The 21,073-nt window shown below is 68.2% G+C and carries 15 protein-coding genes; 9 read left to right on the forward strand and 6 right to left on the reverse strand.

Annotation, left to right across the window (positions count from 1 at the left end; translation table 11 throughout):
• A partial coding sequence (locus tag AC6H42_RS07000; RefSeq protein WP_497547708.1) for a sensor histidine kinase occupies positions 1 to 860 on the forward strand: 860 nt, incomplete at its 5' end.
• Positions 861 to 867: 7 nt separating this feature from the next.
• On the opposite strand, the gene AC6H42_RS07005 is transcribed toward AC6H42_RS07000, so the two are convergent.
• Positions 868 to 1,683 (reverse strand): sugar phosphate isomerase/epimerase family protein, encoded by an 816-nt coding sequence (locus AC6H42_RS07005; protein WP_497547709.1) that lies wholly within the window; start codon positions 1,681 to 1,683, stop codon positions 868 to 870.
• Between the two features lie 13 nt (positions 1,684 to 1,696).
• A complete protein-coding gene (locus tag AC6H42_RS07010; protein ID WP_057154992.1) occupies positions 1,697 to 2,536 on the reverse strand; it encodes a phytanoyl-CoA dioxygenase family protein in 840 nt (279 codons plus the stop codon).
• Positions 2,537 to 2,654: 118 nt separating this feature from the next.
• Between AC6H42_RS07010 and AC6H42_RS07015 the strand changes: the two genes are divergently transcribed.
• A complete protein-coding gene (locus AC6H42_RS07015) occupies positions 2,655 to 3,584 on the forward strand; it encodes a LysR family transcriptional regulator (RefSeq protein WP_229418156.1) in 930 nt (309 codons plus the stop codon).
• Positions 3,585 to 3,607: 23 nt separating this feature from the next.
• On the opposite strand, the gene AC6H42_RS07020 is transcribed toward AC6H42_RS07015, so the two are convergent.
• Positions 3,608 to 7,099 carry an ATP-binding protein gene (locus AC6H42_RS07020; RefSeq protein ID WP_497547710.1) on the reverse strand — a complete coding sequence of 1,164 codons (3,492 nt, stop codon included), beginning with the start codon at positions 7,097 to 7,099 and terminating at the stop codon, positions 3,608 to 3,610.
• Positions 7,100 to 7,138: 39 nt separating this feature from the next.
• Entirely contained in the window at positions 7,139 to 8,155 is a 1,017-nt protein-coding gene (locus tag AC6H42_RS07025) for a M29 family metallopeptidase (protein ID WP_497547711.1), read from the reverse strand.
• Positions 8,156 to 8,360: 205 nt separating this feature from the next.
• On the opposite strand from AC6H42_RS07025, the gene AC6H42_RS07030 reads away from it, so the two are divergent.
• Positions 8,361 to 8,816: a hypothetical protein gene (locus tag AC6H42_RS07030; protein WP_057154996.1), complete on the forward strand. Its 456-nt coding sequence runs from the start codon at positions 8,361 to 8,363 to the stop codon at positions 8,814 to 8,816.
• Between the two features lie 22 nt (positions 8,817 to 8,838).
• Here AC6H42_RS07030 and AC6H42_RS07035 read toward each other — a convergent pair whose 3' ends face one another.
• Positions 8,839 to 10,341: a choice-of-anchor X domain-containing protein gene (locus tag AC6H42_RS07035; protein WP_497547713.1), complete on the reverse strand. Its 1,503-nt coding sequence runs from the start codon at positions 10,339 to 10,341 to the stop codon at positions 8,839 to 8,841.
• On the reverse strand, positions 10,338 to 11,465 hold the full coding sequence (locus tag AC6H42_RS07040; RefSeq protein ID WP_497547714.1) for a hypothetical protein: 1,128 nt from the start codon (positions 11,463 to 11,465) through the stop codon (positions 10,338 to 10,340). The genes AC6H42_RS07035 and AC6H42_RS07040 overlap by 4 nt, the downstream gene beginning before the upstream one ends.
• 203 nt (positions 11,466 to 11,668) lie before the next feature.
• On the opposite strand from AC6H42_RS07040, the gene AC6H42_RS07045 reads away from it, so the two are divergent.
• The 6 genes from AC6H42_RS07045 (at position 11,669) to AC6H42_RS07070 (ending at position 21,067) form a co-directional block, all read left to right on the forward strand.
• On the forward strand, positions 11,669 to 12,151 hold the full coding sequence (locus AC6H42_RS07045) for a cache domain-containing protein (RefSeq protein WP_307188278.1): 483 nt from the start codon (positions 11,669 to 11,671) through the stop codon (positions 12,149 to 12,151).
• Positions 12,152 to 12,330: 179 nt separating this feature from the next.
• The gene (locus AC6H42_RS07050; RefSeq protein WP_057154999.1) at positions 12,331 to 13,932 is read left to right on the forward strand and encodes a hypothetical protein; all 1,602 of its coding nucleotides are present in this window, start codon (positions 12,331 to 12,333) and stop codon (positions 13,930 to 13,932) included.
• Complete coding sequence (locus AC6H42_RS07055; protein WP_497547715.1) at positions 13,872 to 15,482, forward strand: hypothetical protein; 1,611 nt, start codon at positions 13,872 to 13,874, stop codon at positions 15,480 to 15,482. The genes AC6H42_RS07050 and AC6H42_RS07055 overlap by 61 nt, the downstream gene beginning before the upstream one ends.
• 25 nt (positions 15,483 to 15,507) lie before the next feature.
• Positions 15,508 to 15,987 carry a hypothetical protein gene (locus AC6H42_RS07060; RefSeq protein ID WP_057155000.1) on the forward strand — a complete coding sequence of 160 codons (480 nt, stop codon included), beginning with the start codon at positions 15,508 to 15,510 and terminating at the stop codon, positions 15,985 to 15,987.
• A 21-nt stretch (positions 15,988 to 16,008) separates the two neighbouring features.
• A complete protein-coding gene (locus tag AC6H42_RS07065; RefSeq protein WP_057155001.1) occupies positions 16,009 to 19,689 on the forward strand; it encodes a tubulin-like doman-containing protein in 3,681 nt (1,226 codons plus the stop codon).
• A gap of 13 nt (positions 19,690 to 19,702) precedes the next feature.
• Complete coding sequence (locus AC6H42_RS07070) at positions 19,703 to 21,067, forward strand: hypothetical protein (RefSeq protein ID WP_497547716.1); 1,365 nt, start codon at positions 19,703 to 19,705, stop codon at positions 21,065 to 21,067.
• Positions 21,068 to 21,073 lie beyond the last annotated feature (6 nt).

Below are 21,073 nucleotides of genomic sequence, written 5' to 3' on the forward strand. Positions count from 1 at the left end.
CCAACGCCGAGCTGGCGCACCGCGACCTGACACTGGTGCTGGCCACGCTGAAGCAGGCGCAGGCCAATTTGATCACGTCCGAAAAGATGGCGTCGCTGGGCGCGCTGGTGGCCGGCATCGCGCACGAGCTGAACACGCCCATCGGCAACAGCCTGCTGACGGCCACCGCGCTGAGCGACATGGTGGCCGACTTCGACCGCAAGCTGGCCGACGGCGGCATCAAGCGGTCGGCGCTGGACGCCCACCTGCGCGATGCGCGCACCGCCTGCGCCATCATCGCCGGTTCGCTGGGCCGGGCGGCCGAGCTGATCACCTCGTTCAAGCAGGTGGCGGTGGACCAGAGCAGCGGCCAGCGGCGCCGCTTCCGGCTGGCCGGCGTGGCGGGCGACGTGCTGGCCACCTACGCGGCGCAGCTGCGGCGCGCCAGCTGCGAGGTGTTGCTGGACGTGCCGGAGGAGCTGGAGTTCGATTCCTATCCGGGCAGCGTGAGCCAGGTGCTGAGCAACCTGATCAACAATGCCATGCTGCACGCGTTCGAAGGCCGCAACAGCGGCACCATCCGGCTGCGCGCCGAGGCGCTGGAGGGGGCACAGGTGCAGATCGAATTCAGCGACAATGGCGTGGGCATGTCGGCGCGCACGCTGCACCAGATTTTCGATCCCTTCTTCACCACCAAGATGGGGCAGGGCGGTTCCGGGCTGGGGATGAACATCGTGTACAACATCGTCACCGGCGTGTTGCACGGGACGATTGCGATCCAGTCCGAGCCCGGCCTGGGCACCACCGTGACGCTGGTGCTGCCGCTGGCGGTGCCGGCCCGGGACGGCGAGGAGGAAAGCAGCGCGGCGGCCCGCCTGTAGCTGGTGCTCAGGCGTAGCGCGCGCGCAGCAGCTGCAGCATGGCCAGGTTCAGCTGCCACTGGTCGACAGTAGGCTGGCCGGTGTAGGGCAGCGTTTGCAGATAGGGCGCCGGGCCGAATTCCGGCGTCATGGTCAGCACGCCGGCGCCGGCGGCGCGGCGCAGTTCCACGATGCGGTCCCACCACTGCAGGTGCGCCTGCAGCGCATCCGCCGCCTCCGGCGCGCGGAAGTCCGCCACCTGCGGCCCTTGCGCATGGCCCACGCGGGCATGGATGTGGCGCACATGCGGCAGGGTGGCGGCCAGCGTTTCCGGCTGGTCTTCCAGCAGCGATTCGCAGGCGCAGCACCAGTGCGACAGGTCCGCCGTCAACTGCAACTGCGGCAGCTTGTCCAGATAGGGCAGCAGCAGCATCGGATGCCCGCTGAAACGGCTGCGGTGGATTTCATGCACGATGGGCACGCCGTGCTCCTGCGAGATGGCGTCGGCCAGCGCAATCAGTTCCAGGTTCTGCGCCGGGCTGTAGAAGTCCTTGCCGGTGTGGCTGTTGACCAGCACCGGGCGCGCGGCGCAGGCGTTGTGCAGCAGTTCGGCCAGCGCCTTTTTGTGCGCCCCGAACTGCGGGTGGAACACGGTTTCCCACTGCTGCGCAATCAGCGCCAGGCCGGCCTCGGCAATGCGGCGCGTCCAGTCGCCGCGCGCGGCGCCGTCCAGCGGCAGCGACATCTCGATGCCGTCGAAGCCGGCCGCTTGCACCTTGTCGATGAAGGCCTGCGGCGCCAGCCCGTTGCTGCCCCAGTGCGGGGCGAAAATCTTGATCTGCATGTGGTTTTGCCTGTCAGATGAAGCCGCGCACCGGGAAATCGGCGCCGCGCTGTATCCAGTTCTGCGGCGAGTATGCGGTGCGCGCGTCGGTGGCGTGCAGCGTGTAGGCGTGGCGCGACACCGGCGAGCGGTTGGGCGCGCTGTAGTGCGGCAGCAGGCCGTGGAAGCACACCAGGCTGCCGGCCTGGCATTCCAGCGGCACGGCGGTGGAGTCGTCCGGCCACGGCATGGCGTCCAGCTTCTCGACGCGGATATGGTCGCCATTGCGCACGAAGCGCTCGCGCAGCGGCGTGCGGTGGCCGCCCGGCTCGGCCCACAGGCAGCCGTTGTCCAGGGTGGCGTCCTCCAGCGCGAACCAGAACGTGGTCACGCTGATGGGCGTGGTGTCGAAATAAGTGGCGTCCTGGTGCCAGCGCACTTCGCCGCCGATGCCCGGCTGCTTGAAGATGTACATCGACTGCCACACCTGCGCCTCGGCCAGGCCCAGGTCGCGCGCCACGGCCGCCAGTTTCGGGTCGGCCGAGAAGGCGCGGAACACCGGGTCCAGGTCGTGCATGGCGTGGCCGATCTTGTTGATCGACAGCTCCTTGGCCTGCTTCAGCTGGCCGTCCGGGCCGAAGGCTTCTTCCTCGAAGAAGCAGCGGATGGTGTTGTCCGAACGCAGGAAGTACTCGTCGGCCTTCTGCTCCTGGTCCTTGGTGGTGAAGATGCCCTGCGCCACGGTTGGATCGAATTCGTTGACAATGCTGGCGGCGCGTTCGCGCAGCGCGGCGATCTCGTCCAGGCGCTTGAAACCGGGCAGGACGATGTAGCCATCGCGCTCGTATTGCTGTTTTTGTGCTTCGGTCAACATGGCGGGGAACTCCGGAAGGATGGGATGCGAATAGGGAACAGCCATTGTACGGTCGCCCCGGCAGCGTCACAATCCGCAAACGGTTGACACATTGTCGCTAAAATGGAGACAATGCGCCATGGACCAGCTCAGGGCAATGGAAATATTCGTCGAAGTGGCGCGGCTGCGCAGCTTCAGCGCGGCCGGCCGCCGGCTGGGGCTGACGCGCGCCATGGTGAGCAAGCACATCATGCAACTGGAGGACAAGCTGCAGGCGCGGCTGCTGCACCGCTCGACCCGCGAGGTGAGCCTGACCGACATCGGCCAGGCTTACCTGGCGCCGTGCATGGCCACGGTGGCCCAGGCGCAGGAGGCGGCGCATGTGGTTACCGGCGTGCGCGAGGCCGGCGGCGAACTGGCCGGGCCGCTGCGCATCCAGGCCCCGTCCAGCTTCGGCAGCGCCTGGCTGGCGGACGCCGTGGCCCGCTTCAGCCTGCCGCATCCGCGCCTCACGCCGCTGCTCTACGTGGACGACGCGCTGCTCGACCCCATCGAGCACGGCTTCGACCTGACGATACGGGTGGGCGGCATTCCGGACAGCCGCGCGCTGTCGCTGCGCCCGCTGGCGCCGTGCAAGGGCGTGCTGTGCGCCAGCCCGGCCTATCTGGCGCGCGCCGGCCGGCCGGCCGTGCCGGAAGACCTGGCGCAGCACCAGTGCCTGCACTTCAGCCACCTGACCGACGGCGCCACCTGGCATTTCGCGAAAGGGGAGGAGCGCCGCGCCGTGCGCATCAACGCCGCCTTCACCGCCAACAACGGCCTGGTGCTGCACCAGGCCGCGCTGCGCGGCCTCGGCATCGTCTACAGCACCACCTTCCTGGCGTGCGAAGCGCTGCTGTACGGCACCCTGGTGCCGGTGCTGGAGGACTGGGAACTGCCGCTCAACTACCTCAGCGCCCTGTATCCCGCCAGCCGCCAGCCGTCGCCGAGGGTGCGCGCGCTGATCGATTTCCTGGTGGCGGAGTACCAGCCGGTACCGCCGTGGGACAAGGCCTTGCTGGCCGCCTGAGCCAATTCAGGCCAGGCAAACCATCACAGCAGTTCCCACAGCTGCCTGAACTCGGCGCGCTCCAGCATGGCGTGCAAGCGTGTGGCCAGGTCGGGGGCGCTGGCGGCCAGCTGGCCGGTCAGGCGTTCGATGCGGGCCGGGTCGAGGTCGGCCACGGCTTGCTTCAGCGCGCTGCGCAGCTCGTCCGGCAGCGGCGCCAGGTCCGCAGCGAGCAGCGGCGCGTGCGCCGCGGCGGCCGAGGCGGACAGCGGCTCGCGCAGGAAATGCAGGCCGAGCTGCAGTTCCAGCATGGCGAACAGGTCGTCCTGCTCCAGCGGCTTGCGCAGGAAATCGTCGGCGCCCGACTGCAGCGCTTCGCGGCGCTCTTCCTCGAAGGCGCTGGCGGTCAGGATCACGATGCGCGGCTGCTTCAGGCCGGGCTGCTCGCGCACCTGGCGCGTCACTTCCAGCCCGTCCATGTTCGGCATGCGCCAGTCCAGCAGCACCAGGTCCGGCTGCAGCGCCAGGATGCGCTGCAGGCCTTCCACCCCGTCGCGCGCTTCGTGCAGGGCGAAGCCGAGCGGCGCGAGCAGGGTGTGCAGCAGCTGGCGGCCGTCGGCGTTGTCGTCCACCACCAGGATGGTCTTGCCGCGCTCGGATGCCGGCAAGCCTGCCACCCGGTCGCGCGCCTGCGCCGGCGACAGCGCGCCGGGCCGCTGGCGCACCGTCAGCGCGAAGCTGAAGGTGGAGCCGGCCCCGGGCGATGACTGCAATTGCAGGTCGCCGCCCATCAGTTGCACGAACTCGCGGCTGATGGTCAGGCCCAGGCCGGTGCCGGCCTGGCTGGTGGCGCTGCCGGCCTGGATGAAGGGCTGGAAGATGCGGTGCCGGTCGTCCTCGGCGATGCCGGGGCCGGTGTCCACCACGGCGAAGCGCAGCCGCACCGTGTCGCCTTCGGCGGCGCTGCCGCGCACCGACAGCGTGACCTTGCCGTGCTCGGTGAACTTGACGGCGTTGGAGAGCAGGTTGAGCAGCACCTGGCGCAGCTTGGGGCCGTCCGCGAGGATCACCTGCGGCACGCCGGCTGCTTCCAGCTTGAGTGCGATGCCGTGCTGGGCGGCGCGCAGGCGCAGCATGCCCAGCACCGAATCGAACAGGCTGTGCAGATCGACCGGCAGCAGCTGCAGTTCGGTGCGGCCGGATTCGATTTTCGACAGTTCCAGGATGTCGTTGATGAGCGTAAGCAGGTGGTGGCCGGAGCGGTTGATCATGGCCAGCTGCTCCTTTTGCGGCTCGCCTACGTCCCTGTCGTTCTGCAGCAATTGCGAGAAGCCGATGACGGCGTTGAGCGGGGTGCGCAGTTCGTGGCTCATATTGGACAGGAACACGCTTTTGGCATGGCTGGCGGCCTCGGCGCGGCTGAGCGCCACCGACAGTTCGGCGGTGCGTTCGCGCACCAGTTCCTCCAGGTGGGCGCGGTGGCGGCGCAGCTCGTCTTCGGCTTGCTTGCGCTCGGTGATGTCTTCCACGCAGCCTTCGATGTAGGCCAGCTGCCCGGTATCGGGGTCGGCAACGGGGCGCGCCACCACATTGACGTACATTTCCTTGCCGTCGCCGGGACGGCGCATCAGCACGGCGGTGCGGCGTGAAATGCCGCCGTCGCGTTCCATGTCTGCCTGCCAGCGCAGGCGGCTGGCGGGGTCGGCGTACAGGTCGAGCACGTTCTGGCTGCGCACCTGCTCGCGGCGCTGCACGCCCAGCAGGCGCATGCCGGCGTCGTTGATTTCGTCCAGCATGCCGTCGCGGTTGGTGCGGAACAGCGGGATGGGCACGTCTTCGTACAGGTTGCGGTAGCGCCGCTCGCTTTGCTCGAGCGCCCGTTCGCGCGCGGCCAGCTGGTCGGCCATGGCGTGCAGCTGGTCGAAGGAGTTTTGCAGCCGTCCGGCCATGTTGTTGAAGGCCTGCCCCAGCTCGCCCAGCTCGGCCAGCCGGCTGACCGGCACGCGCTGGCTGAGGTCGCCCGCCGCCATGGCGCCGCTGGCGCGCGCGATGCGGCGGATGGGCGCCGTCACCATGGCCGACAGCAGGCTGGCGGCCACCAGCGACAGCAGCAGGGCCACCGCCACCACCATGGCGGACTGGCTGTTGCCGGCGCGGACGCCGTCCTGGTACCACGCTTGCGGCATGGCGGTGAGCAGCAGCCAGTCGTGGCCGCCGTTGCGGTCCAGGTAGGGCGTGGCCTGCAGCAGCCAGCGTTCGCGCGACAGCGGCTTGCTGGTCAGCACGTCAAAGTCCAGCTGCAGCGGCGCCTGGATGGCCATGTAACTGCCGGCGCGCGTGAGCAGCGCTTGCAGCGCGGCCTGCGCCACCGGGTCGGCGGCGCCGCCGGCCTGCTGCGCGGCAGGCCGGGAGCGCGCCACCACGCGTCCCAGCCGGTCGATGACGATGGCGCGGCCATGGCCAGCCAGCGGCAGGCCTTGCAGCATGCCGGCCAGCTGGGCCGCGTCGGCAGGTTCGGGCGCCGGGGCCGGGCTGCCGGCGGCCTGGCGCGCGGCCAGGTAGTCGTCCAGCCGCAAGTTGATGTTGTCGGCGATTTCCTGGTGCAGGCGCGTGGCCAGCTTGTCGGCCGAGGTTTCCGCGCTGCGCAGCGTGAGGAAGGCGGTGGCGCCCACCAGCAGCAGCACCAGTGCGATGAAAGGCGCAGCCAGCAGGGCCGGGATGGGCACGCCGCCGTCGCCGGCGCCGTCCGCTTGGCCGCCGGTGGCCGCGCCGGCCCAGCGCCATGCCGGCTGGCCGAAGGCGCGTTCCTGCACATGGCGCGGCACGTCGGCCCAGAACATGCCGCAGCGCCGCGCCAGCGGCAGTGCCAGCAGCATGGCGAAGGGCGCCAGGGCCCAGGTGACCAGGGTGGTGAACGCCAGCGCCGGGGTCACGCTGCGGTAGGCCAGCTCGGGCGTGAACTGGGGCGAGGTGATGTAGCCCCACAGCAGCGGTTCGATGGCCATGAAGGCCAGCACGAACAGCGCGTACCAGCCCCAGGTGCGGGCGCGGCGGAAGTCGGGATCGCGCCCGATCAGCTGGTGCGCCAGCCAGAAGCAGGCCGGATTGATGAAGTAACCGAACAGCCAGTCGCCGAGGAAGGCCGGCGGCACGCCTTCGACCAGGTCGGACAGGCCGTAGGCGAAGGGCGCCGCCAGCAGCGCCGGATAGCCGAACAGCACGATGCACAGGAAGACCGACAAGTCCTTCAGCGATTCGAAGGTTTGCGCGCCCGGCACCAGCACGATGGACGAGCCCAGGTAGCCGGTGATGAACACCATGGCGAAGGTGAAGACGGCGGCGATCAGCGCGCGGCTGTTCCAGCACTGGCTGGTGCGGCCCGGCGCCCAGCGCCCGCCGGCGCGGAAGGTCACGCCGCCATAGGCGCACAGCATCAGCGCGATGCCGATCAGGTAACCCAGCCGGCCCCACACTTCGAGCAGGCTGAGCGGAATCTGGTTGAACAGCGCTTCCAGCATAGTAATCACTGCGTGCATGAGCTCCGTTCCCGATGTGTATGCCCTTGGGCCTGGCCCTTAAACCTGCCAGGCGCCGTCCCGGTAGACCGCTTGCTGGTCCAGCCAGACCGCTTCGGTCACGGCGAACACGTCCACATGATAGCGCGCATCCTTGCGCTTGAACTGCGGTTTCTGGTATTGCCCGTGCTTGGCGCCCAGCGACAGGTGGATGCCGCACATGCGCTCGAAGGTGCCGATGTCGTTGACCAGGCAGTGGCGCGAGAACGCGCGGTTCATGCCGAAGCCCAGTTCGCGCAGCCACACTTCGCCTTCGTGGGCGCGGATGATGGTCAGCATGTTGTCGAATTCGGGCGTGGAATCGATGGCGCCGGTGACCCGGCCCTGCTCGACGATCATGGTGATCGGCTTGGCCGGGTGGTTCACGTGGAAGGAGGTGTCGCCGAACACGAACACGCGCACCCGGCCGCTGACCGCTTCCAGGTCCTGCGCTTCGGTGAACACTTCGCCGATGGGGAACTGGCCGCCGACGTTGTTCATGTCGCGGTAGTCGCCGATATTGAGCTTGGCCGGTTCCAGCGGCGAGTCGAAGCGCAGCAGCGCGCCGTCGCCGCTGTCCACCACGGCCGACTGCGCGGCGTCGATGCGCGCCTTCAGGGCGCGGCCCACGCCGCGGTAGTAGGCCGGGTCGTAGGCCAGCGAGGCGATGTAGTGCAGGCCCTGCTCGCCGGGCATGCGCGACAGGTGCACATGTTCGATCACCTTCAGGCCGCGCTTGAACAGTTCGATGCGGATGCGGAACGCTTCCAGCCGGAAACTGGTGGACTGGATCAGCACCACCAGGTCGTCCCGGCCCAGTTCGGCGAACGCGGCCAGCACCTGGTCCGGGGCCACGGTGTCGAAATCGATGAAACGGCCGTCCGGCAGGGCGCGGCGGTAGGCTTCGGTCAACGCCTGGTTCAGCTCGCAGCGCCGGTCGTGCACCACCAGCGCGCGCTGCGGCGGCGCGTATTCGATGGCCATGGCCAGCAGGTCGGCGACGTTGCGGGCGGCCGTGTCGACGGCGGCTGCGGGCATGGCGCCGGCCGGGGCGGGGGGGGCGGAAGGCGGGAGATCGGACAACTGTGTCATTTTTTAATCAGAAGTAATACATATTGGAGGCAGGAGCATTATATGCCTTGCAATTTCCTTGTACAGCGCAGGGGAGGCGCGTAAAATCGTTGGAATATAGCCGGACGGCAACTTATAGATCCGGTGTCACACTACAGGCCAGGAGGCAGCGATGAGCTCAGTGAAGGGAATGGATTTGCCGCTGGAACGGCCTGACGATGGCGACGGGCGGGCGGCGCTGTTCGTGCCGACCACGGCCATCAAGGAAGAAGTGCTGCAAACGGTGCGCAAGGGCGCAGCCATCGTCGGGTTCGGCAACCATGACCGCACCTTGACCATTTATTACGAGAGCAACCGCTTCGCCGAGCCGACGCTGGCGAAATGGGAGCAGAAGGCGCGCAAGTGCTTCGAGCGCCTGCTCGACAACCTGCCGACCACCAGCAAGATGGTCAGCAAGCCGGAGAACTTCGAGCAAGTCGGCTATATCAGCAGCAAGGGCATCGTGATCCGCCGCATGGACGCGCTGAACCGCTGGCTCGAGTACTCGGACGCGATGGACAGCGCGCCCGGCGGCGAAACCGTGGCCTTCGCGCCGCCGCCGCCGCCCAAGAAGATCGTGGCCGAGTAGGTCCTGCCTCCCGGCCCGCCCGCTACACCACCATGATGCTGGCCTGCGCCTTCAGCGGGCAGGGCAGCGTGTCGTCGAAGGTGATCTCGACGGCGCTGGCCACGAAGAAGCCGCCGATGTGCTGCGCGGCGATTTCCGGCGGCGTGCCTGGCTTGGTCAGGTTTACGTCCTGCGCGAACAGGAAAAGGCGCCACATGCCATAGACGGTTTGCTTGAACTTGAGCAGGATGCGGTAGGCCAGCTCCAGGTTCAGGCTGCCCGCGTAGACGCCGTCGTTGGCGCCGGGGTCGAAGCCCAGGCCGTCGTCGGTGAGCGGGACGATGAAATTCAAGCCCTGCGGCGCCTGGAAGATGGCGAAGGAATACAGGTCGGTGCCGTGGAACAGGCTGCCGTCCTCGCGGTGGAACCTGGCGCGCACCCACAAGGGACTGAAGGCTTGCACCTGCGGCGGCGTTTCCACGTCCACCGCGCCGGCGGTATGGATGTTGGTCTGGGTTTCCGTCACGCTGTGGCTGTAGGTGGCGCCGGTGGTGATGCGCTGGTAGGTCCAGCTGACGTCGGTGGCGTAGGGCACGCCGGCATTGGGCGCTTCCAGCATGGTCCATTCGGCCACCACGCGTTCGCCCACGGTCAGTTCGCCGGGGGCCGGCGCCGTGGCTTCCTGGCCGCGCCAGAACGGGTCGGCCGCGTCCGAGCAGGCCACGGCGATGGCCACCGAGGCGATGGCCGAGGCCACCCCGGCCACCGTATATTCCGGCTGGCCCGAGGCGGCGCCGTCCAGCGAGCAGCAGGTGACGCTGGGGTCGGTTTCCTCGACGCTGCCGCCCACGCTGAAGCTGGCCTTGCCCGCCCCCAGCGCGGCCGCGATGATGGCCACCAGCGCGGCGATGATGGCGATGATGATGGCGAGGATCTTCCACCACGGGTCGGCAAAGGGCAGCTCGCCGTGCACGCCGGCGAAGGGCGGATTCGGCACCCACACCATGGTCAGCCCGGTCGGCACCACGGGGCCGCCGCCGGGCGGACAGATGCACTCTTTGCCATCCGGTCCGGTCTGGCCCCAGCGCCTGCCGGGCAAGTGGCCTTTCAGGCCGGACACCGTCAGCGTGCCTTCCTGCACGGTGCAAGTGTAGGTGTTGTTGACGGCGTCGAAACGGGTTTCCGAGACGAAGATTTGCTGGATCGAGCGGCGCGCGGTAAAGCCGTCGGCGCGCGCCAGGATGCTGACCAGCGGCTTGCCGGGGCTGGCGTGCTGGAAGTCGGCGTCCCACATCACCTGGATGGCGGCGCCGGCCGGGATGCTGGCGAAATGGAAGGTGCGCGCTACCGGCGCGATGCCGGGGTCGCCCACGCTTTCCAGCCACACGGTGACGTTGGTCAGTTCGCTGGAGGACAGATTGGTGATGTGGGCGGCAATGCGCAGGCCATAGATGGCGTTGTCGAAAATACCGTCCGGCAGCATGATGCTGGTGACCGGCTCAATCGCGAACGGGCGCGTGAGCACCTGCATGGGGGTAGCGCTCATTTTTTCTCTCCTTGCCCTGGGTTGGGCCGAGCCACGACATAACTGACGCCGCCCACCACCTTGCCCTGGCTGCGTTCGATGATGTGCACCAGCTGGTACTGGCCGGGGCGCAGGCCGTCCGCGCTGAAGGCGGCGTACACGGCGGCGGCCATGCCGCGCCGCAGGTTCACGCGCAGGCCGCGGCCGCCGTGCCTGCCGTAGTCCGCGCCTTCCGGTTCGCCGCTGTGGACGGCGCCGCTGCCGGCTGCCGCGCCGCCGGGCCGGGCCGCGCCGCCCGCCGCGCCCATGTCGTCTTCCACCACGCCGGGTTCCTGCTCCAGCGTCTCGTCGCCGCCGACTTCGGAGCCGGCCGCGTAGGTCTTGGACATGCTCACCGCCAGTACTTGCTCCTGGCCGCCCTGCCGGCCTGCTTCACCGCCGCCAGTGCCCGCGCTGTCGCCGCGGTCAGGCCCATGCCGGTGCTTGCCGCCGCAAACCGGCTCCAGGCTCAGTTCCACCTGCACGGTGCGTTGCGGCGCCGGCCGCAAGTCCAGCTTGTCCAGGCCCAGCAGCGCCATTTGCCGCTGGTCCAGTTCGCCGCCGTATTCCACGCTGATGAAGGCTTCCTTGTCCTGGCGCGGCAGGGCGCGCACGCTGATCACCATGGCTGCCGCCAGCATGCTGGCCATCAGCACGGTGATGTTGCGCTGCGCGATCTGGTCGTGCGCGGGCGGGTCGAACACATAGCCGTTCGGCAGCGGATCGGGTATCGGGTTGCTGTCGCCAGGGCTGTGCGCCACGGCCAGCAGGCATTCGTGCCCGCCGTTGACGATGACCGGCACCCAGGGCACCAGGCACAGCACGTCCTGCCCGGCCGGGTCCAGGTCCAGGTCCACGAAGGCCGAGCCGATCGGATTGGCGGTGCCGACCACCACCTGGGCGCTCGGGTCGGCCCAGTAGAAATCGATGCGGGTGCCGTTGGCAACCGTGTTGCCGCTGTTGACGGCGTGGGCCCAGAGGTAGGCCGGCTGGCCGGCCACCGGCGTGCCGGGCGCGCCGTTCGGATCGGCGCCGGGCACGACCCAGATATCGGTGCTGGCCCACCAGTATGGCGAACCGTCGCGGATGGTGATGTGAGCAGGCATGACAGTCCTTTCGGAAGCAGTGCGGGAAGACCCCGCTGTCCAGCTTATGCCGCTGGCTGGGCGGCAATTTGATGCATATCAGACTCTGGCGTCTGCTTTGCGCAACCCGCTTGCGGAAGTCTTAGTGTTGCTGTAAGGCATGTGCTATGTTTGAGTGACGGGCAGCAACGATCTGTCCGCGCCTATCCCCAAGGAGACGTTTTATGATGAAACATGCATTCCAGGTCCTGTTTGCCGCCGTGCTGGCCTTGTCCATCGGTGGCGCCGCCCGCGCGCAGGACGCCGCCCACCGCGGCACAGCCGACGAGGCGGTGGCCATGGTGAAGAAAGCCGGCGCCTACATGGACAAGAACGGACGCGACAAGGCCATTGCCGCCTTCAACGACCCGAAGGGCGAATTCATCAAGGGCGATCTGTACGTCTTCATGTTCGGCACCACGGGCGAGCAGCAGGGCGTGGCGCTGGCGCATGGCCAGAACGCCAAGATGGTCAACAAGAACCTGACCGAGCTGAACGCCGGCGGCGTGTTTCCCATCAAGGAATTCCTGAAAGTGGCCAACAGCCCGGCCGGCAAGGGCTGGGTCTCGTACAAATGGCCCAATTCGGTGAGCAAGAACATGGAAGACAAATCCACATATATCGAGAAATTCGGCGATGTGCTGATAGGCGTCGGCATCTACAAATAGTCTGCCGCGAAAGTTCGGCTAAAATCCGCGATACAGCGCAATACGCCCCAGTAAAATGGGGCGTATTTTTTTGTGGTGTCTTGCCCGAACCGCAAGGCGCTGCGTTATGATGCAAAGAACAACTTGAGCTTGCCCAGGCGGAGCTCAGGTTCCGCAAGCGGATTAATTCGAGCACATACATGGCATACAGGTGGGAGACTTCCGACAGCGTCTGGCTGGAGGACGATGAAAGTGGGCAATTTCAGCTGGCGTCCAGCCAGGGCTTAAGCCGCATCGAGTGGCAGGCGCAGGCGCGCAGCCGCCTGCCGGACGTGGCGCAGCTATTGGGCGCGTCGCTGCCTGCGGGCTGCGCGCACGCGGCCATCTATCCGCAAGGCTTTGCGTACTGTCCGGAATGCGGCGCGGCGCTGCAGGCGTGCGCGCCGGCGGCGCAGCGCCTGCCCGCGTGGTGGGGGCCGAGCACGGCGCCGCTGCCGGTGAACGAGGCGCCGCTGCCGCGGCATGCGCCGCACGGCCTGCCGCTGACGGCGCTGCCGCTGGCGGCCAGCCTGGAATCACGGCCGCCGGAGCCGGAAGTGGGGCAGGCCGAATTGAAGATCCCGGCGCCGCCGAACGCGGTCTGCATGTTCGCGGCGGCGGACTTCGGCTTTGCCGCGCAGCGCTTGCTGGCGCTGGCTTACACCCGCAACGTGCTGCAGTACTGGGACCCGGCCGCCGCGCGCTGGCACGTCATGACGTGCGAAGATCATCTGGCGGACCTGAGCTTCAGCGCGTCGGCCTACGCCTGGCTGCCGGCGCATGGCGGCGCGCGGCGCGGCGAGGTGGCGCTGGTGCCGTCGGGACAGGGGCTGGTGCGGCTGGTGATCAATCCGGTCAGCGAGAGTTTCCATACTGAAGTGGTGCTGTCGGCCCGGCTGGCCAGTTCGCCCGGCATGGTGGGGCGGCGCATGGCCTGCCTGATCGCGGCCCCCGCCGGCGTGCGCCTGTGGACGGCCGATGCCGAGGGAGCGGACGGAGAGACGCTGGAGATTGCGGCGGAACCGGGCACTTCGGCGGCGCCTGATGCGATCCCGGACCCGGATGCGGAGTCCGCAGGGCGGGTTGATCACCCGCCGGCCGCCGGCGGCGCGGTTCCGGCCGAAGGCTGGTCGCGCCCCTTGAGCTACGACGGAAAACTGATCTGGCTGCACGCGCAGGGCCATCTGCAATGGCGTCCCGGCAGCGCGCCGCAATGGCTGCCGTGGCCTGCGGACTGGGCGCCGCGCCTGCAGCTGGGCGCGCCGGCCCGCAGCCGCGACGGCCGCCTGTGGCAGATCGGCCATCACCAGGGCCAGGGCTATTCCTTCCGCGAGCTGGGCGTGGCGCAGGCACAGGAACACGCCTTGCTGGACGGCGCGCGGCTCGGCTTCGGCACGCTGCTGTTCCGGCGCGGCCACCAGGTCAAGAACGAACCGTGGGACGTGGAGAACGTGGAAGACCAGAGCCGCGATTCGGCGCTGGTGCTGCCGCTGCTGGAAAACGTCAGCAGCACGCGCAGCCAGCCCACCGGCCTGGTGCTGCGCATGGAGCGCCCGCCCGCCAAGGCCGAGGACGCGCTGGGCGGCGCGGTGATCCAGCGCACCCTGATCGAATGGGTGGGGCAGCGCAACGTGATCCTGGACGAGGCGGTGCGGCTGTCGCATCCGGGCGACTGCCAGCCCTTCGTGTACCACGATTGCCTGTGGCTGCACCACCCGAGCTGGAACGAGATTCGCGGCTGGCACTTGAAAGCGCTGCCATGATGCGGCTGGCCTTGCTGCGGCCCTCGCTGCGACCGGCGCCGTGCGCCGCGGCGCTGGCGTTGGCTTGCGCGTTGACTTTGCCGGGCGCGGCGCTGGCCGCGCCGGTGTCGCACGTTTTCCTGGTGCAGAACTCCGGCTGGATGGAGCCGTTCTACACCGACCCCGCCTCGCCGTACAAGGCGCTGGTGACGGAAGTGGTGCTGGCCGCCATCCAGCCCGGGGATGCGCTGGTGCTGGCCGCCTTCAACCAAAGCCTGCCCGGTGCGCCGTCGCCCAAGGCGCTGCTGGCCGCGCAGGTGAACGACAAGCCGCAGCGCGCCGCCGTGGCGGGCGCGCTGGCGCCGTTGACGACCGCTAAAAAGCCCGGCAGCAGCGCCCTGGCCGACACCGACCTGGGCGAGGCGGTCAGCGCTTCCATCGCCACAGCGCTGGGCGGCAAGCCGGGCCTGATCTGGCTGTTTACCAATAACAAGAACAGCCCGAACAACGACCAGGCCACCGCGCATCGCAACCGCGAATTTTATGAACTGATCCACCACGGCGGCAGCATCAAGAAGGCGCTGGCCTTCCCGTTGCACATGCCGGTGCAGGGCCGCTACAGCGCCAACGGCATGATGATCTACGTGTTCGCCATCGGCGACGAAGGGGCGCGCGGACTGGATGCGCTGCTGGGCGCCGGCCGCCTGCAGAAGGTCATCACCGAGCCGCCGGCACGCCTCAAGCCGCTGGACCAGGACACCGTGCGCCTGTACCCTGCGAAAGTGGAGAATGTGCCCGGCGTGGCGTTTTCCACCCAGCCCAACGGCATCCTGCGCGCCGACATCGATGCCGGCGCGTCCGCTGCCGCCGCTGCCGGGGCCGGCGGCACGCCGGACGCGCGCATCCAGTGGCGCCTGGAGAACACCATCTATCCGTACACCATCACCAGCGCGCGCCTGGCCGCGCGCTCCGTGCTGGCCGGCGCCGAGAAGCCCATCGTGCTGGGCGCCGGCACGGTGAACGGACTGGCGCCCGGCAAATCGCAGCCGCTGTCGTCCACCATGCAGCTGCCGGTGGCGCACTTGCCGGGCAAATGGTCGCTGGAAGCGGTGAAGGCGGCCGGTTCCGCAGCTGTGCTGCCCGGCGCCATCGAAGTGCAGCTGAGCGAGCAGAAGCTGGAACTGTCGCAAGCCTTCCGCGAGCGCATGGCCAAGCTGTTCCCCGGCGATCCGCTGCCCGACATCTTCACCCCGCCCAGCCAGGTGCAAGGCTCGCGCGCGGTGCTGCCGCTGGAGGTGCGCATGCAGTTCGGCGTCGCGCCCTTGCTGGCGCTGATCGGCGGCCTGGCGGCGCTGCTGCTGGCCGGCTTCGGCGCGGTGATGGCCGCCACGCGCCCACGCAAGGTGCAGGTCACCGTGGAAGGCGAATTGCGCACGCTGCACGTCAAGGCCGGCAACAGCCAGCCGCTGTTCGACAAGGCCGGCAACAAGGTCGCTGTGCTCAACACCAGCTTATTTGGAAACACGCTGACGGACCTGCGCGAAGGTGCGCAGGTCCGCCTCGGCCGCTAACTGCTTACATCGAGGATCAACCAGAATGCAAAACAATACCGACCCAGGCTTCAAGATCCCCGGCAACCAGGCCGACCCGAACGCCAAGCCGCCGGCCGAACCCACGCTGTCGCCGGTACCGCCCGGCGCCGCACCGGCCGCCACTGCTCCCGGCGCCCCGGGAGCCGCAGGCGCACCGATCGAGGTGGCGCCCGTGCAGGGGGCGCCGGCGACGGACACCTCCACGCGCGATCTGGCCATTGGCGGCGCAGTGTTCCTGGTGCTGCTGATCGTGTTCTTCTTCGCCCGCAACGCCTACAGCAACCACCTGGTGCGCCGCCGCGTGGCGCCGTCCTCGGCCGACACGGCGGGCTGGCTGATGTTCTTCGGCCTGGCCTTCATGAGCGCCGCCGCCGTGCTGGCCATTCTGAACGCCGGCAAATTCCTCACCGTGGCCATCACCGGCACCTTGCTCGTCCTCGGCATCGCCTCGCTGGCGGGCGCGCTGGTGACGGGCCGCCGTTAAACCAGGAGCCCAGGAGAGACCATGGCAGAATTCCAGAACAACGGCAGCGGCGCCAGCAAAAAGGCCGAACTCAAGGTAGACCTGCGCCCCACGCTGTTCATCGGCGCGGGCGGCACCGGCATGGAAGTGATGATGCGCATCCGCCGCCGCATCCTGTCGGCGGTGTGGAACCGCCGCCACCCCACGCGCGTGGAAGCCATCGGCCAGTTCCCGGTGGCGCGCTTCCTGCACGTGGACCTGGACAGCGGCGCCGTGATTGACGAAGGCAAGTCGCAGCGCAGCGACCCGTGGTACGAGCTGGTGAAACTGAGCGACGAGGAACGCCTGGTCGAATCGATCGACCTGCAGCAGTACCATGAGTCCGACGACAGCCTGGCGCGCTTCCCGCTGATCGAAAGCTGGATGCCGCTGCGGCCGAAGAAACTGCGCTCGCTGGGCATCGACCCGTCCAAGGGCGCAGGCCAGATCCGCGCCGTGGCGCGGCTTTACCTGTACGACAAATACCCCAAGCTGCGCGGCCGCATCAAGGGCGCGCTGAACTTCCTGAGCAGTAACGCGGGCAACGAGCGCAAGGAAAACTACCAGCGCCTCGGCCTGCAGGTGGACACGTCCAAGTTCCGCATCGTCGTCATCGGTTCCAACGCCGGCGGCACCGGCGCCGGCACCGCCATGGACCTGGGCTGGATCGCCAAGGCCATCGCGCGCCAGGAAGTGTCGGACAGCCAGGTGGACCTGGTGATGTTCATGCCGTCCGGTTACGCCAAGGCCAACAAGGAGCGCACCGAAGCCAACGCCTATGCCACGCTGATGGAGCTGGAAACGGCCATGCGCGACATGAACGCGCAGGTGCGCTGGGCCGACCCGGACAGCCTGACGGGCCGTGGCGCGCCGTTCGACGACGTGTATTTCGTCGATACCGCGAACTTGGCCAACAAGGCCACGCAGGACGTGAAAGACGTGTACCAGATGGTGGCCGATTCGCTGTTCGAGGACTTCGCCTCGGCCGATTTCGCCAACCGCAAGCGCTCGGTGGCGGTCAACCAGCAGCAGCACAAGCTGGGACCGTTCAACCCGCGCGTGCCGGAGCAGCGCTTCGGCGACATGCGACTGTCCTATTCCAAGGTCTATTCTGCCTTCGGCCAGGCCGTGCTGGACACGCAGCAAAGCCTGCGCGAAGACATCCGCGCCTACGAGCTGGCAGGGCTGATGGTGAAAGCCTTCTTCGGCCTGCTGGGCAGCGATGGCAGCAAGGCGCGCCGCGCCGGCGATCAGGAACGCGACGTCTTTATGCGCGAGCAGATGGCGATGTCCGAACACCCGTTCGACGAGTTCCCGGATTTCAAGAAGGGCACGGTGGACGTGGCGCCGTTCCAGGAATACGCGCTCACCGACCAGCTGTTGATGGACAAGGATGAACGCTCGCTGCTGGAGCGCGTCGAGAGCAAGGTGCAGCTGGAGATCGACCGCATCATGGGCGACTACGAGCTGAAACAATGGCGCGAGAAGGTGGCCGAACTGCTGCCGCACCTGGAGCGTGACGCCATCCGCGAGGCCGGCGCCACCGCCGAGACCAGCGAGGACCGTCTGAAGCGCCACACGGCCGAACTGCTGCAGCGCCTGAAGGGCCGCGCGCGCGAGCAGCTGTATGCGCTGCTGGACGACCGCAAGCAGGGCGGGCTGGAGTTCGTGCTGTCGCTGCTGGAGCAGATCAAGGCGCGCATTTCGCAGCGCGACCTGGTGCACATGGAACGCAACGGCAAGCGCTATCGCGACATCCGCGACGCGCTGCGCACGCGCCAGGTGGAGGAATCGCTGAACAACCTGTCGCAGGCAGCGGCCAAGATGTTCGGCAGCGAGGCGCAGTCGCGCGAAGTGATGGCGCACCTGAAGCGCGACATCGCCGACTATCTGCGCTTCCATATGCTGGCGGTCGCGGCGGGGCAGTCGGTCGAGCTGCTGCGTTCCATGTCGGCCTGGCTGGGCGACACGCAGTCGGTGGACGAGCAGGGCCAGGCGGTGTGGAGCGGCATCGCCGGCGAACTGCAGGAGGGGCGGCGCTGCGTGGAAGCCATGCTGGGTGCGGTGGACCAGCGCATTGCGCAGCTGCGCGCCGACGCGCAGCACGAACACGCCACCTACATGAAGCTGGCCAGCGACACGGTGCCGGAGGCGGTCAAGCTCACCGGCGACATCAGCGTATGGAGCGAGGAAGTACTGCTGGAGTTCGGCGGCTCGGCGCGCCTGTTCCCGCAGCTGGGCGACGAGAAGCTGCGCTCGGCGCTGTTGCTCAAGCTGTTCCGCCGCGCGCAGACGCAGTTGAGCAGTGAACAGCTGGACCAAGGCCAGTCGCCGCCCGACCCGCTGCTGGAGCGGCTGATGGCGATGTCGCCGCAAGAGCGGCAGCACACCTTCAACGAATGGATACGCAGCGCCATGCCGTGGGTGAATGCGCGCTTCTCGGCCGAGTTCACGCCCAACGCGGACCAGTTCAAGTGCTTTATCGGCGTGGGCGATGCGAATGCATGGCGCAAGCTGGAGGCGGAGATCAAGGCGGCGGTGCCGACCGGCTTCTTCCACGGCGACCTGGTGAGCATCGTCAACACCGGCATCGGCGGCAGGGCGGTGTGCTACATCGAGCTGTCCGGCGTGCCGATGACGGTGCTGCGCGGACTGCCGACCTGGCGCACTTCGTACCAGATCGAGAATCCCAAGATCCCGACGCACCTGCATTTCGACTCCACGCGCTTCCGCCACCCCATCGCGCCGTCGATGGATGAGCTGAACCGCCTGGCCGACGACTACGAGTGGTTCCTGCAGGCGATTGCGCTGGGCGTCATCAAGCGCAAGGCGGACCTGGCGGACCGCGAGGCGCTGTTCCAGCCGCGCGGCCAGTACCTGTTCGAAGTGGAGCAGGGCTCGGGCGAATGGCTGCAGATCGGCAACGAGTTCGCCATCCGCTCCAACGGTCTGCCAGCCTACTACCGCGACCAGGTGGTCGGCGCGGTGCAGCAGCGCCTGGCCCGCATGGGCGCGCACCAGTTCGTGCTGCTGGCGGCGCTGATGCGCTACTACCAGCACCGGGTGTACCAGCCCAAGCTGGAGGTGGACGAGACGGGCGCCGAACTGCCGTCGCCGTCGCTGCCCAATATTACCGCCAAGCGCCTGCACGACGAGTGGGTGAAGCGCGCGCAGGCCTTGAGCGCCGGCCTGGAGCCGGGAACGGTTGCGTCTGTGGAGCGCGCGCTGGAGTCGCTGGCGGCGTGGAGCGACCCGGTTGCCGGATCGTCCACCGACGCCTACAGCTGGGAAGTGCAGCATGCGGTGGACAAGCGCGTGCTCAAGCCGGAGATGCTCGCCAGCGACGCGGCTGCGGCGCGCGTGCTGGCGCCTGCAAGCGTGGCCCCGCCGGCTGCTGCGGCGGTTTCCGCGTCTTCCTCGCCTTCCGCGCTTCCGGTGGCTGCAGCGCCTGTGGCCATGCGCTACAAGGTGTTCGTCAACAAAACGCAGCAGGGGCCGTACACGCTGCCGGAGCTGGCGCAGCGCATCACGGCCGGTGAAGTGGACGGCAATACCAAAGTGTGGAACATGCAGTGGGTTCCGCGCGTCGACCAGTGGAAGCTGGCCAGCGAGATGCCGGACATCGCGCCGCTGCTTGGCGCCGCGATTCCCGATCCGCATGACGATATTCCCGATCCAGAATAAGGAAGGCTGAGCAGTGGACGTAGTGACGTACCGATGCATCAATAGCGCGTGTGGCCGGGGCTTTCCGCGCCAGGTGAACTTCTGCCCGTTCTGCGGCACCCGGCAAGCCGCTGCTGGCGCGCCGGCGCGCGCGGCTGTGCCGCCCACCGCCCCGCCCACCGCGCCGCCTGCGCGTACCGAGCGGCCGGGCAGCGTGGGCGTGCAAAAAACAGCCAATGTTGCCGGTGCTGCCGGTGTTGCCGGTTCTGCCGAGCCGGCCGCCGCGCGCGAGGCCGGTGCAGGCCATGCCAAAGCCGGGCCGGACGCGGCGCCGGCCGGCGGCGAAGCGCCAAAGATGACGCAGGAGCAGATCGCAGCGGCACAAGCGCGCCTCAACAAGGTGCGCGGCGTGCCGCCTGCCGGTACCGTGCATGCACCACCCACCGGCGGCGCCCGTCCGAAAGCCGGCCCGCCGATGCGGCAACCGATCGGCATCGGCACCTGGGTGCTGGTCGCCATGATCCTGGCCGTGATCTGGTATCTGGCCAAGCCCGCCAACAGGGAAGAACGCATCGCCGAGCGCGTCGCACAAGCCGAGAAGCTCGCCGCGGAATGCAAGCTGGACGACGCGCGCACCGAACTGGCTTCGCTGCGCACCGACAAGGCGCCGGCCGCCCAGATCCGGCGCGTGAACGAAGCCATCAACAGCGCCATTCTCGGCTGCGAGAAGAAACGCCAGCGTGCCAAGGCCTGGGCCGACCTGAAACCCGTGCTCGAGAACGCGGCGCAGACGGGCGCGGTTGCCACCGCCGACGCGCGCCTGTCCGCCTTCACAAAGAAATGGGGGGCTGACGATGATACGCGCGAATGGGACAAACGTCTCGACGGCTTGAAGACCGAGCGGCTGCTGGACGAAGCGGAAGCGTGCCACAAGAAGCCCGACCTGGCATGCATGGAAGCCAAACTGCTGGCTGCGGAAAAGATGCAGCGGGCGGAATTCGAATCCCGCATCCGCTCGCTGCGCGATTCCCTGTCGAAGCTGCTGGAAGCGACTGTGCTGGAACAGAAGGCGCCGCCCGCTGCCAGCCTGCCACCGCCCGCGATAGCCAACCAGCCGCCGCGCGGCGCCGCTGTCGCCCCGCCGCCGCCCGTCATCAGCACGGTTCCTCAGGCAGCACAGGCGGCCCAGCAGGCGCGCAAGATTCTGGCCGACGCGGAACGCGAGCTCAATCAAGGCAATTACAAAGGCGCCATGGACAAGGCCGAAATTTGTGCAACGATGATAGATGTCGGCAACCGCGAGTGCCTGGGCTTGAAGCAGCGTGCTGAGCGCTTGAACCGTGAAATGCTGCGCTGTGTGGCCAGCGGCGCGGACTGGATCAACGATCGATGCCAATAGAGACGG

The organism is Massilia sp. NBRC 108631 (assembly GCF_059704565.1).

What these genes read in the sequence shown, in the direction of transcription:
- AC6H42_RS07020 (WP_497547710.1), bottom strand. Translation starts at nt 7,099, where the DNA reads ATGCACGCAGTGATTACTATGCTGGAAGCGCTGTTCAACCAGATTCCG.
- AC6H42_RS07015 (WP_229418156.1), top strand. Translation starts at nt 2,655, where the DNA reads ATGGACCAGCTCAGGGCAATGGAAATATTCGTCGAAGTGGCGCGGCTG.
- AC6H42_RS07040 (WP_497547714.1), bottom strand. Translation starts at nt 11,465, where the DNA reads ATGCCTGCTCACATCACCATCCGCGACGGTTCGCCATACTGGTGGGCC.
- AC6H42_RS07050 (WP_057154999.1), top strand. Translation starts at nt 12,331, where the DNA reads ATGGCATACAGGTGGGAGACTTCCGACAGCGTCTGGCTGGAGGACGAT.
- AC6H42_RS07045 (WP_307188278.1), top strand. Translation starts at nt 11,669, where the DNA reads ATGATGAAACATGCATTCCAGGTCCTGTTTGCCGCCGTGCTGGCCTTG.
- AC6H42_RS07025 (WP_497547711.1), bottom strand. Translation starts at nt 8,155, where the DNA reads ATGCCCGCAGCCGCCGTCGACACGGCCGCCCGCAACGTCGCCGACCTG.
- AC6H42_RS07010 (WP_057154992.1), bottom strand. Translation starts at nt 2,536, where the DNA reads ATGTTGACCGAAGCACAAAAACAGCAATACGAGCGCGATGGCTACATC.
- AC6H42_RS07035 (WP_497547713.1), bottom strand. Translation starts at nt 10,341, where the DNA reads ATGAGCGCTACCCCCATGCAGGTGCTCACGCGCCCGTTCGCGATTGAG.
- AC6H42_RS07030 (WP_057154996.1), top strand. Translation starts at nt 8,361, where the DNA reads ATGAGCTCAGTGAAGGGAATGGATTTGCCGCTGGAACGGCCTGACGAT.
- AC6H42_RS07060 (WP_057155000.1), top strand. Translation starts at nt 15,508, where the DNA reads ATGCAAAACAATACCGACCCAGGCTTCAAGATCCCCGGCAACCAGGCC.
- AC6H42_RS07005 (WP_497547709.1), bottom strand. Translation starts at nt 1,683, where the DNA reads ATGCAGATCAAGATTTTCGCCCCGCACTGGGGCAGCAACGGGCTGGCG.
- AC6H42_RS07065 (WP_057155001.1), top strand. Translation starts at nt 16,009, where the DNA reads ATGGCAGAATTCCAGAACAACGGCAGCGGCGCCAGCAAAAAGGCCGAA.